The following is an 11,747-nucleotide window of genomic DNA, read 5'->3' on the forward strand; positions in this document are numbered from 1 at the left end:
TCAGGCGGTCACCCGGTCCACCAGTTCGCGGGCCAGCGCGAAGGCGGAGGTGGCCGCCGGCGACGGAGCGTTGCGGACGTGGGACACCGCACCGGTACGGGAGATCACAAAGTCGTCCACCAGGGCGCCGTCCCGGCCCACGGCCTGCGCCCGTACCCCGGCATGGGACGTCCCGTCCAGATCAGCCAGCGACAAACCGGGCATGTAGCGGGCCGCCGCCTCGACGAAAGCCCGTCGGCTGGCGGCCATCCGGATCTCGTCGACCCCCACCCGCCAGTACCGCTGGGCCACCCGCCAGGTACCCGGCCAGGTCAGGGTCTCCCAGGAGTCCCGCCACCGCCACCGGCGCAGCGAGTAGCTGTCCCGTGCCGGAACCATCATCGCGGTCGGCCCCAGCGTCACCGCGCCGTCGATGTGCTTGGTGATGTGCACGCCCAGAAACGGCAGGTCCGGATCCGGGACCGGATAGATCATGCCGTTCAGCCGCGGCTGGGCCGTGGGTTTCAGGCCGAGGTAGGCACCGCGGAACGGCACGATCTGCGGGTCACGGGGTGCCCCGGAGCGGCGGGCCAGTCGATCCGACCACAATCCGGCACAGGCGATCACGGTGGTGGCCCGCAGCGGGCCCTCCGCGGTGTGCACCAGCGGATCCCGGCCGCTGTCGATGGCGGTGACCGCGGTGCCGAACCGCACCGCCGCACCCAGTCCGGCCAGTTCGGCGACGAGCGCCCGTGCCACCCCCGGGTAGTCGACGATCCCGGTGTTCGGGGCGTGAAGCGCTTGCAGACCAACGGCATTGGGTTCGATGTCGGTGATCTCGCCGGCGGTGATCCGGCGCAGTCCGGGTACCGCATTGGCGTGTCCGCGCGCCTCGAGATCGTCGAGGCGGGGCAGTTCGCCGGCCGACACCGCGACGATCAGCTTGCCGCAGCGCTGATGGGCGACACCGTGCTGCTCGCAGTACTCGTACATCAGGCGGGCGCCTTCGACGCACAGCCGGGCCTTCAGCGAGCCGGGCTGATAGTAGATCCCGCCGTGGATCACCCCGGAGTTGTGTCCGGTCTGATGCTGGGCCGGACCGGATTCGCGCTCGAGCACCAGGACCGAGTCGGCGGGTCTGCGCGACAACCATTCCCGCGCGACGGCCAGACCGACGATGCCCGCCCCGACGACGATCAGGTCATGTGTCGGGGCTGTCATCGTCCTCAGTGGTTGCCGCGGCGCGCAGGACATGCGCCCGGCGCTGTTCGATCACCCGGCCGAATTCCTGGAGCAACAGCGGATTGTCTTGCACCACAGCCTCGATCCGGTCGCGGCCCACGAAGACGATGGTGACTTCGTCGACGGCGTACACCGATCCGATGACCGGTTGGCGGGTCAGTGCGCTCTGGCCGAGGAACGAGCCTTCGTCAAGGGTGTTGACCTCCACTTCGGAGCCGTCCTCGGCGTTTGCGGTGACCTGGACTTCCCCGGACACGATGAACTTCATGCCGGCCGGCACCTCACCGGAGCGCTGCACCAACTCGCCGGCGCCGTAGCGCTCCAGCCGCGCATGGGCCAGCAGCTGCTGCTCCTCCTCGCGGTTGAGCCGCAGGACCGGTGCCACCACGCGGTGAACGGCCTTGGCCACCCGCTCGGGTGAGGAGAACTCGTCCTCGGTCTCGTCGAGGTGGAGTCCGGCCCGCCGCGCCGAGTACCAGACCCAGCGCAGGAACGTGGCCTTGGCCTTGCCGTCGTCGGCGGGGGTGCGAAGCGGGATCTTGGTCTGATACTCCTTGGCGCCCAACGCCACTGCCGACGGAGTGCGATCGGGATGACACTGTGGCAGTTCGGATGCCACCCGGGTGAGCATGGCACAGACCTCGTCGGGCGCATCGTCGATGGCGAACACGCTCGTCACCGTGAGGGTGTGCTTGCCGGGCGGGCGACTCAGGTTGGTGATCGACGCCGCCGCCAGTACCGAGTTCGGGGTGATCTGCAGGCCGGTACCGGTCTCCAGGTGCACTGCGCGCCAGTTGACCTCGACCACACGGCCTTTCGCCGTCGGGGTGTCGATCCAGTCGCCGAGTTTGAAGGGCTGCTCGAACAGCATCAGCAGACCGGAGATGATCTGGCCGACCGAGTTCTGCAGGGTGAGACCGACGACGATGGAGGTCACGCCCAGCGCGGTGAACAGACCCTTGACGTTGGCACCCCAGATGTAGGCGAAGATCATGGCCAGACCCACGGCGATGACCACGAATCGGGCCACGTCCAGGAAGATGCCGGGAATCCGCCTGCGCCACGAGCCTTCCGGGGCGCCCTGGAACAGCGTCGCGTTGATCCCCGAGAGCACCAGGACCAGCACGACGAAGGCCACCAGCGTGCTGACCATCCGCACCGAGGTGGCCTCCGGCGGGATCTGGGTGGCTTGCAGCATCAGCAGCAGCAGCGCCCCGAGCGGCAGCAGGTAGTTGCGCAGCACCGCCACCGGCCGGGCAAGGAAACTCTGCCGCCGTTTGAGACTGTGCTGCCACTCGGTGAGGGCCACCAGGATCAGCGGCAGGCCGATGGTGATGCCGATCGCCCACAGGAACCACGAGGAGGTGAAGATGTCGGCCATCAGCCGCGCTCCGGGATGCGCCAGATCGGTTCAGGCTCGCCGTCGACGGTGACCGAGCCGGCCTCGGTGAAGGTCATCGTCTCGGCGAGTACGTCGTGCACGCGTGAGGTGACGTAGATGCCGGGCTGTGCCACCCCGTTCTTCACCTGGCGGGCCAGGTTCACCGCCGATCCCCACATGTCGTAGATCACCGACGGGCGGCCGACCAGGCCGCTGCTCACATTGCCCGAATCGATACCGGCATGCAGTTGCAGGTCGGTATCGGCCTCGTTGTTGAAGCGCTCGATGATCCGCTGGCACTCCAGGGCGAATTCCACCGTGCGCCGGGCGTTGTCCAGCCGTGGCACGGTCAGCCCGCAGCTGGCCAGATACCCGTTGCGTACCGTGCGGACCCGCTCGATGCCGAATTCCTCGGCGGCAGCGTCGAACTGGCGGGACAGGTCATTGATCATCGCGAGCATGTCGTTGGACGTCAGTTCGGCCTGCAACCGATCCATGCCGACGATGTCGGCGAAGATCACCGAGACATTGTGGTGCTCGGTGGCGATGATCTCCTCGCCCTGCATGTAGCGGTCGGCCATCATGTCCGGCATCAGCGAGCGCAGCAGTTGCTCGTTCTCGGCACGCTGCTGGTTGAGCAGGTCCTCCTTGACCGTCAGGCTGCGGCTCATCTCGTTGAACGAGCGGGTGAGATCACCGATCTCATCGCGCGTGTCCACCGGAATCGACACGTTGTAGTCGCCCTCGCTGATCCGGTGGGCCCCTTCTTCGAGTCGGCGGATCGGCCGCAGGAAGACCTGGGCGAGGAAGATCGCCAGGATGCAGACGGCGAAGATGATCCCGGTGGTGGCCAGCACCATCACCCGGGTGAAGTTCGATTCCCGGTCGAAGGCCTCGGAGGTACTGACCGTGGCGACGATCGTCCAGTGCAGCTCTGATCCTTTGGCCACCAGCGGGGCGTAGGCCTGAAGGGCCTCCTGCCCCAGATAGTCCTTCGTGATCAGCGTGCCCGACAAGCCTTTCTGGGCCTCTCGGGTGGCTGCCGACGCCGCGGGTTGGACTAGCGTGGTGCCCCCGAGGCGGATCGCCATATCGGCGACATCCGGTGGGGTGCCGGCCTGAACGACGTCCTTCTTGTACTGCTCGGGGTTCTCCAGGAACATCCGGGAGTCCGACCGCATCAGACCGTCGGAGCCCACCAGATACGTCTCGCCGGTCTTCCCGAGTCCGGTGCCCTGCCAGTTCCGGTCGAACGTCATCAGCCGGTTGATCTTGGTGATCGGGAACTGCAGCGCCAGAACGCCTTCGGCCTTGCCGTTGGGTGGCAGCGGCGCCACCATCCAGGCGGTGGGCTGCATCTCGGCCGGCTGGTAGAACTCGAAGTCCGTGAAGGCGACGAAGTCGACCTCGTTGGCGGACATGGCCTTCTGATAGGCGTCGTGCAGCAGCGACCCGCTGTATGGGCCGTTGAGGATGTTGGTGCCCAGATCGACGTCCTTGTAGGCGCTGTAGACCACGTTGCCCCGGCCGTCGATCAACAGGGCGTCCTGGAACTCGAAGCGGGTGACGATCTCGCGGAAGTACTCCTGATAGCGGGCATTGGCTGCCGACCAGGGGCTACCGTCGCGCGCGTCGGTCACGGTGAGCGCGACATCGTCGTTCTGCCGCTGCGCGGTGTAGTTGGCCTGCAGGTAGCGCTGTGCGGGCGACGTCGGCAGCAGGGCGTCCGGATCCAGTTCGGCCCCGGTGTACTTCTGCGTCTGCTTGATGAAGTCGTTGTTGTAGTAGTTCACCACCGACTGCCACTGCTCGGGCTTGACGGTGCTGGTGGCCAGTTGGTCGAAGCCGGCCGTGAAGTCCCGCAGGGCAGCCTGGGTGGTGCCGCCGTGGGTGTAGACGATCAGGGCGTCCTTGAGATCGGTGATCTGGTTCTCCAGCGCCCTGGACTGGAATTCCCGGACCTGGACGAGACGGTTGAACACCGCGGTGCGCAACGCCTCGCGGCCCGCGGTGAATGCAATGCCGCCCACCACCGCCGCGGCCAGGATGGCGCACAGCACGAGCATCAGGATGAGCTTGGACTGGATGCTGATCCGCGACAGCACGAAACGTCGCCGCAGGCCGCCACGCCGAGCGCGGCTATCGTGACCCCGTTCCGGCGCTGTGTCAGCTATGTCCTGCTCAGACACCTGCGTCATCGGCATCCCTCCGCCGGCCAGGCGAACACAGCACTGACCAGGGAGCAGACTAGCAGTTGATGTGACCCATGGGACTGATGTGACCGTTGGCCGGGGGCCTGATGTCGCCGACTCACTGACCGGAACGCCCCATTGAGCAACGGCCCCGCAAATGATCGGATACCAGGCGTGGAGATCACCTACGAGGGCACACTGCGCGAAGTCAGCACCGACAAAGGCGTCCTGCGCTATCACGAGGCCGGCGACGGTCCGCCGCTGTTGCTGCTGCACGGCTCCGGACCGGGTGTCACCGGGTGGCGCAACTTCCGCGGCAACCTCGGGTTCTTCGCCGAACACTTCCGCTGTCTGGTGCTGGAGTTCCCCGGATTCGGCGTCAGTGACGACTTCGGTGGCCACCCGATGCTCGACGCCCAGGGCGCCGTCCCGATGTTCCTCGACGCCCTCGGCGTCAAGAAGGTCGACGTGATCGGCAACTCGATGGGTGGCGGCGTCGGGATCAACTTCGCCATCACCAAGCCGGATCGGATCGGCAAGCTGATCACCATCGGCGGGATCGGCACCAACATCTACAGCCCCGGCCCCAGCGAGGGCATCCGGCTACTGCAGGAGTTCACTGAGGACCCCACCCGGCAGCGTCTGGTGGACTGGCTCAACTCGATGGTCTACGACCCCGAGCTGGTGACCGAGACCCTGATCAACGAGCGCTGGGAACTGGCCACCGACCCGGAGACGCTGGCCAGTGCCCGGCGGATGTACGGCAAGGCGGCGTTCGCCGCGACCATGAAGATGATGCGCAACGCCGACTTCCCGCTTCCGTGGGCGATCATGCACAAGGTCAAGGCGCCCACGCTGCTCACCTGGGGGCGTGACGACCGGGTCAGTCCGCTGGACATGTCGCTGGTGCCGATGCGCACCATCCCCAACGCCGAATTGCACGTGTTCCCCAACTGCGGACACTGGGTGATGATCGAGCAGAAGGCGGCCTTCGAAGCCACCGCACTGGGCTTCCTGCAGCGCGCCTAATCGGCGGACGGGATCAATTCGAAGCCCTTGTACCCTGAGGCCGCCACATCGGCGCAGATGTCGTTGTAGGCCGCGAACCCACCGCAGAACAGCATGAAGACCCGTGGCTTGCCGGGCACGTTGGCGCCGAGGTACCAGGAGTTCGCCTTGGTGAACAGGGTGCCCTCGGCGCGCTGGGACAGCTCGGCAACCCAGTTCTCCACCGCGTCAGCAGTGGCTTCGATTGCGGCATAACCATTGTCGTCGAGGTGGGCGATGGCCTCAGCGATCCAGTCGACGTGCGACTCCGCGCCGAGCACCATGTTCGCCAGCACCGCAGGGCTGCCCGGACCGGTGATCACGAACAGGTTCGGGAATCCGTCACACCCCAGACCCAGATAGGTGCGCGGCCCGGCCGCCCAGTCCTCGGACAACGCCTGTCCCCCGCGCCCGACGATGTCGATCTTGCCCAGCGCACCGGTCAGCGCGTCGAATCCGGTGGCGAAGACGATCGCGTCGACGTCGTAATGGGCTGCCGTGGTGGCGATCCCGGTGGCATCGATCGACTCGATCGGGGTGCGGCGCACACTGACCAACTCGACGTTGGGCCGGTTGAAGGTCTGGAAGTAGGAGGAGTCGGTGCAGATCCGCTTCGCACCGATCGGATGGTCATCGGGGATCAGCAACTCGGCCACCGCGGGATCGTCGATGACGGCGCGCACCTTCTCCTCCCAGAACTTCCTGGCCTCGTCGTTGGCGGCCAGATCCGTCATCTGATCGGGGAAGGTCTTGGAGAACAGCACACCGCCGAGCTGCCAGCGTGTTTCGAAGGCTTCCCGCCGCTCCTGCGGGGACACCTCCAGCGTCGGCTTCGGATGCGCGATATGCGGAGAACCGCCCCCGCTGCGGAAGGACACCCGGCGCCGCTCGGCGTAATCCGCCTTGATCCCGGCCAGCTCCTCGGCGCTCAACGGCCGATTACCGGCCGGCACGCTGTAGTTCGGGGTGCGCTGGAAGACGTAGAGCTGCTCGGCCTGCTCGGCGATGATCGGAATGGACTGGATGCCCGAGGATCCGGTGCCGATCACCGCGACCCGGCGGCCGGTGAAGTCGACGCCGCCGTGCGGCCAGTGTGCGGTGTGGAAGATCTCACCGGCGAAGGTGTCCAGCCCGGCGATATCGGGGGTGAGCGCCGACGACAATGCTCCGGTGGCCATGATGCAGAACCGGGCGGAGATCACCTCGCCGGAGTCGGTGCCCACCGTCCAGCGCAGTGTCGACTCGTCGAGCACCGCCGACGTGACGCGGGTTCCGAAGGTGATGTCGCGGCGAAGGTCGAGTTTGTCCGCCACCCAGTTCAGGTAGTCGAGGATCTCGGCCTGGGTGGCGTAGCGCTCGGTCCAGTTCCATTCCTGCTGCAGCTCATCGGAGAACGAGTAGCTGTAGTCCACACTTTCGACGTCACAACGCGCCCCCGGGTACCGGTTGTAGTACCAGGTTCCGCCCACCCCGTCGGCCGCCTCGATGACGCGAACGGTCAACCCCTGCGCGCGCAGTCGGTGCAGGGCGTACAACCCGGCGAAACCGGCTCCTACGATGACGGCGTCGAGGTGTGCTGGGCCGGTCTGCTGCATGCTGGTCACAGTGACAAAATCTAAGGTATTTGTAAACCCCCGCAAGGGGGGTGGTCCGCTCATCGGGACAACTCGTCGCGCGGGGTGCACAGCTGCCGCACTATGGAGGAACCACGCCCGACAGATGAGGTAAAACGCATGACCACACGGGTTATTGACAAAGTCATGGATGCCGCGGACCAGATGCGCGAGCATGCCGTGGAGGCCGAGAAAATCGGCAAGCTCACCGAGCAGACCGTCAAGATCATGAAGTCGGCGGGCAACATCCGCCTGCTGCAGCCCAAGGAGTACGGCGGCCTGGAGGTACACCCCCGGGAGTTCGCCGAGACCGTGATGGCCACCGCCGCCCTCGACCCGGCCGCGGGCTGGATCAACGGCGTGGTGGGTGTCCACCCGTATCAGCTGGCCTACGCCGATCCGCGTGTGGCCGCCGAGATCTGGGCCGACGACGTCGACACCTGGGTCGCCTCCCCCTACGCGCCGCAGGGCATTGCGGTGCCGGTCGACGGCGGCTACATCTTCAACGGCCGCTGGCAGTTCAGCTCCGGCACCGACCACTGCGACTGGATCTTCCTGGGCGCGATCCTCGGTGACGCCGAGGGCAAGCCCGTCATGCCGCCGCAGATGCTGCACATGATCCTGCCCCGCAAGGATTACGAGATCGTCGAAGACTCCTGGGATGTGGTGGGCCTGCGCGGAACCGGGTCCAAGGACGTCATCGTGCGCAACGCTTTCGTGCCCGACTACCGCACCATGGATGCCTTCAAGGTGATGGACGGCTCCGCCCAGCGGGAAGCCGGCATGACCGACACCCTCTACCTGATGCCGTGGTCGGCGATGTTCCCGCTGGGGATCTCCGCTGCCACCATCGGTATCTGCGAAGGCGCGCTGGCCGCCCACCTGGACTACCAGCGCGAGCGTGTCAGCGCGGCCGGCACGGCCATCAAGGACGACCCGTACGTGATGTACGCGATCGGTGAGGCAGCCGCCGACATCAACGCTGCGCGTCAGGAGATCCTGGCCAACATCGACCGCATCTACGACATGGTCGACTCCGGCCAGGAGGTGTCGTTCGCCGACCGGGCGGCCGGCCGGCGCACCCAGGTACGCGCGGTCTGGCGCGCCGTGATGGCCGTCGATCAGATCTTCTCCCGCTCCGGTGGCAACGGAATGCGGATGGACAAGCCGCTGCAGCGCTACTGGCGCGACGCCCACACCGGCATGGCGCACGCGATTCACGTACCGGGCACCGTCTTCCACGCATCCGCGCTCAGCTCCTTCGGCGTCGAACCCGAAGGTCCGCTGCGGGCGATGATCTGACACGGCGAACTCGATGAGTCTGTTCTCCAGCCTCGGCTACGTCACCATCGCGACCGCCGATATCGAGCGCTGGCGTCAATTCGCCTTCAGTCTGCTGGGTTTCGCCGAGGGCAAGGGCCCGGATCCCGATTCGCTGTACCTGCGGATGGACGAGAGGGCCGCCCGGATCATCGTCACCCCCGGAGATGGCGACCGAATCGTGGCCTCCGGGTGGGAGGTTCGCGACCGTATCGGCCTGGACCGGGTGCGTCAGACCCTCGACGCCGCGGGGGTGCCCTATAAGAACCTTCCGCAGAGCGAGGCCGATGATCGCCGGGTGGAGGAGGTCATCACCTTCGACGACCCGGCAGGCAACACGCTCGAGGTGTTCCACGGCGCCGTTCTCGACCACAGCCCGGTCGTCACGCCGTACGGCGCCCGGTTCGTCACCGGCGACCAGGGTCTGGGACATGTCGTGCTGCCCGCCCTGGACGCCAACGGTCTGTTCGAGTTCTACACCGAGACACTGGGTTTCCTGTCCCGCGGCGCATTCCGGGTCCCCCTGCCCAAGGAGTTCGGCCCAATCCGGATTCGGTTCCTCGGAGTCAACGAACGCCACCACAGCCTGGCCATCGCCCCGGCGACCACCCTGCGCGATCCCGGCCTGATCCACATGATGGTGGAGGTCGACAGCCTCGACGCGGTGGGCGCCGCACTCGACCGGGTGAACAAGGAGGGCTTCCAGCTGTCCTCCACACTGGGCAGGCACACCAACGACAAGATGGTGTCGTTCTACGTCCGCGCACCCGGCGACTGGGACATCGAATTCGGCACCGGCGGTCTGCGCATCGACGAAAACCATTACACCGCTGAGGAGATCACCGCCGACAGCTACTGGGGCCACCAGTGGGTCAGCGACCTCCCCGCTGCCATGCGGCCCTGACATGCCGACGTTCGATGAGACAGTCGACGTCATCGTCGCCGGATCCGGTGGTGGCATCACCGGGGCCTATACCGCGGCACGCGAAGGCCTGTCGGTAGCCCTGGTCGAGGCCACCGACAAGTTCGGCGGCACGACGGCCTACTCCGGTGGCGGTGGAATGTGGTTCCCCTGCAACCCCGTTCTGCAGCGGGCGGGCAGCGACGACACCGTCGAGCGCGCACTGAACTACTTCCACTCCGTGGTCGGTGACCGAACCCCGCGCGAGTTGCAGGACGCCTACGTCCGCGGCGGGTCGGCACTCATCGAATACCTGGAGGCCGACGAGAACTTCGCGTTCACCGTCCTGCCGTGGCCGGACTACTTCGGCAAGGCACCCGACGCGCGCACCGACGGGTTGCGCCACATCGTCGCCGTGCCGATCCGCGACGAAAAGCTGGGACCCTATGCCGGTACCGTCGGCGGACCCTTGGACACCGAACGGCTCGGGGCCCCGGCGCCGGGCAAGTTGTTCGGCGGGCGCGCTCTGATCGGCCGATTTCTGGCCGCGCTCAGCGGGTTTCCCGATGCCGCGCTCTACCGCAACGCCGAACTGGTGGAGCTGATCACCGATGACGGCCGAGTGGTCGGGGCGGTGGTGCAGCGCGCCGGAGTGCAGGTGAGCATCGGCGCGCGACGTGGTGTCTTGCTGGCGGCCGGCGGATTCGAACACAACCCGGCGCTGCGGCAGAACTTCGGCGTGCCGGGCGATCCCGCCGACTCGATGGGCTGCCCGGGCAATACCGGCGCGGCGCTTCAGGCGGCCATCCGCATCGGCGCCAGCCTGGATCTGATGGATCAGGCGTGGTGGTCACCGGGTCTGACCCATCCTGACGGCCGGTCGGCCTTCGCGCTGTGGTTTACCGGCGGCATCTTCGTCAACGACGCCGGGGAACGCTTCGTCAACGAATCCGCCGCCTATGACCGGATCGGCCGGGAGATCATCGAGGAGATGCGAGCCGGCCGGCTCAGCCTGCCGCTGTGGATGATCTACGACGATCGGGAGGGCGAGGTACCGCCCGTCAAGGCCACCAACGTGTCCATGGTGGAGACCGAGCGCTATCGCGACGCCGGATTATGGCGTACCGCAAGCACTCTGGCGGAGCTGGCCGAGTCCATCGGTGTTCCGGCTGATGGCCTGCAGCAGACGGTGGCGCGGTTCAACCAGCTGGTCGCCGACGGCGCCGACGCCGACTTCGGCCGCGGGGACGAAGCCTACGACCGGGCCTTCTCGGAGGGAAAGCTCCCGTTGGTGCCCGTCGACCAGCCGCCGTTTCACGCCGCGGCATTCGGGCTGTCCGATCTGGGCACCAAGGGCGGATTACGCACCGACGCCCGGGCCAGGGTCCTCGATCAGGACGGTCAGCCGATCCCGGGCCTCTACGCCGCGGGCAACACCATGGCGGCCGTCAGCGGCACCACCTATCCCGGTGGCGGAAACCCGATCGGGGCGTCCATGTTTTTCAGCCACCTCGCGGCACTCGACATGGCCGCGACAACGGGTTAGGTCTGCTTGACCAACTTGAAGGGCATGCTGATGTAGAGCGGCCCACTGCGGCCGCAGGCCCCCGGCGCGCCGGTCGTGCCGTCCTCCCCCACCAGGATGTTGGAGGTCGGGTCGGACGCCGAGCCGTCCGGGGTGACCCCGTGGAAGCGGTACACCTGCTTACCGGGTGCGGTGGAACCGTCGTAACACGGCATCCAGTCCGGGATGACGCGCTTGACGTACCATTCGCCACCGGTCTGGTAGATCGGGGCCGTCCACCCCCAGTCGCTGGACACCGTCCCGGTGCACTCGGTGGGATAGCTGCACTGCGAGGAGATGGTCCAGATGCTGCGGACGCTCTTCTCGTCGTGGAACACGTCGTTGTTGGTGGCCCACTCGCCGTTGGATGTCGCGATGAACGTCCCGTTGAGCGCCCACCGGTCCGAGGCCTGCGCCGTCGCCGGGTTCAGGCCGGTGCCGACGACGGCGGCGGTCAGTGCCGCCACGGCCACCAGCGTCGGTGTCGTACGCATCCAGCCACCTCCTG

At 66.9% G+C, this 11,747-nt stretch carries 9 protein-coding genes; 4 read left to right on the forward strand and 5 right to left on the reverse strand.

Annotation, left to right across the window (positions count from 1 at the left end):
* From lhgD to BN3385_RS20570, 3 genes are read right to left on the reverse strand one after another with little or no spacing between them, the layout of a single operon-like run.
* On the reverse strand, positions 1 to 1,200 hold the full coding sequence (gene lhgD, locus BN3385_RS20560) for an L-2-hydroxyglutarate dehydrogenase (RefSeq protein WP_059019510.1): 1,200 nt from the start codon (positions 1,198 to 1,200) through the stop codon (positions 1 to 3).
* Positions 1,181 to 2,602, reverse strand: coding sequence for a mechanosensitive ion channel domain-containing protein (locus BN3385_RS20565; protein WP_059019512.1), 1,422 nt, complete (start codon positions 2,600 to 2,602; stop codon positions 1,181 to 1,183). Before BN3385_RS20565 ends, lhgD begins: the two co-directional genes overlap by 20 nt.
* On the reverse strand, positions 2,602 to 4,800 hold the full coding sequence (locus tag BN3385_RS20570; RefSeq protein WP_059022241.1) for an adenylate/guanylate cyclase domain-containing protein: 2,199 nt from the start codon (positions 4,798 to 4,800) through the stop codon (positions 2,602 to 2,604). The genes BN3385_RS20565 and BN3385_RS20570 overlap by 1 nt, the downstream gene beginning before the upstream one ends.
* A gap of 168 nt (positions 4,801 to 4,968) precedes the next feature.
* On the opposite strand from BN3385_RS20570, the gene BN3385_RS20575 reads away from it, so the two are divergent.
* Positions 4,969 to 5,823, forward strand: coding sequence for an alpha/beta fold hydrolase (locus BN3385_RS20575; RefSeq protein ID WP_059019513.1), 855 nt, complete (start codon positions 4,969 to 4,971; stop codon positions 5,821 to 5,823).
* On the opposite strand, the gene BN3385_RS20580 is transcribed toward BN3385_RS20575, so the two are convergent.
* Entirely contained in the window at positions 5,820 to 7,436 is a 1,617-nt protein-coding gene (locus BN3385_RS20580) for a flavin-containing monooxygenase (RefSeq protein ID WP_059022243.1), read from the reverse strand. The genes BN3385_RS20575 and BN3385_RS20580 overlap by 4 nt on opposite strands.
* A 138-nt stretch (positions 7,437 to 7,574) precedes the next feature.
* Here BN3385_RS20580 and BN3385_RS20585 point away from each other — a divergent pair, with 138 nt between their 5' ends.
* The 3 genes from BN3385_RS20585 to BN3385_RS20595 are packed head-to-tail and all read left to right on the forward strand — an operon-like array spanning position 7,575 to position 11,221.
* Positions 7,575 to 8,756 (forward strand): acyl-CoA dehydrogenase family protein, encoded by a 1,182-nt coding sequence (locus BN3385_RS20585; RefSeq protein WP_059019515.1) that lies wholly within the window; start codon positions 7,575 to 7,577, stop codon positions 8,754 to 8,756.
* Positions 8,757 to 8,769: 13 nt separating this feature from the next.
* The gene (locus BN3385_RS20590; RefSeq protein ID WP_059019517.1) at positions 8,770 to 9,678 is read left to right on the forward strand and encodes a VOC family protein; all 909 of its coding nucleotides are present in this window, start codon (positions 8,770 to 8,772) and stop codon (positions 9,676 to 9,678) included.
* A 1-nt stretch (position 9,679) separates the two neighbouring features.
* On the forward strand, positions 9,680 to 11,221 hold the full coding sequence (locus BN3385_RS20595; protein ID WP_059019519.1) for an FAD-binding protein: 1,542 nt from the start codon (positions 9,680 to 9,682) through the stop codon (positions 11,219 to 11,221).
* Here BN3385_RS20595 and BN3385_RS20600 read toward each other — a convergent pair.
* Positions 11,218 to 11,733, reverse strand: a complete 516-nt coding sequence (locus BN3385_RS20600) for an Rv2253/PknI dimerization domain-containing protein (RefSeq protein ID WP_156432833.1) — start codon at positions 11,731 to 11,733, stop codon at positions 11,218 to 11,220. The genes BN3385_RS20595 and BN3385_RS20600 overlap by 4 nt on opposite strands.
* Positions 11,734 to 11,747 lie beyond the last annotated feature (14 nt).

The sequence above is a fragment of the Mycobacterium sp. M26 genome (assembly GCF_001494595.1).
In the GTDB taxonomy this organism is placed as follows: domain Bacteria; phylum Actinomycetota; class Actinomycetes; order Mycobacteriales; family Mycobacteriaceae; genus Mycobacterium.

Bases quoted from the DNA above. Each gene is read 5' to 3' on its own strand.
- BN3385_RS20580 (WP_059022243.1), bottom strand. From the start codon at position 7,436: ATGCAGCAGACCGGCCCAGCACACCTCGACGCCGTCATCGTAGGAGCC.
- BN3385_RS20600 (WP_156432833.1), bottom strand. From the start codon at position 11,733: ATGCGTACGACACCGACGCTGGTGGCCGTGGCGGCACTGACCGCCGCC.
- BN3385_RS20585 (WP_059019515.1), top strand. From the start codon at position 7,575: ATGACCACACGGGTTATTGACAAAGTCATGGATGCCGCGGACCAGATG.
- BN3385_RS20565 (WP_059019512.1), bottom strand. From the start codon at position 2,602: ATGGCCGACATCTTCACCTCCTCGTGGTTCCTGTGGGCGATCGGCATC.
- BN3385_RS20590 (WP_059019517.1), top strand. From the start codon at position 8,770: ATGAGTCTGTTCTCCAGCCTCGGCTACGTCACCATCGCGACCGCCGAT.
- BN3385_RS20595 (WP_059019519.1), top strand. From the start codon at position 9,680: ATGCCGACGTTCGATGAGACAGTCGACGTCATCGTCGCCGGATCCGGT.
- lhgD (WP_059019510.1), bottom strand. From the start codon at position 1,200: ATGACAGCCCCGACACATGACCTGATCGTCGTCGGGGCGGGCATCGTC.
- BN3385_RS20570 (WP_059022241.1), bottom strand. From the start codon at position 4,800: ATGACGCAGGTGTCTGAGCAGGACATAGCTGACACAGCGCCGGAACGG.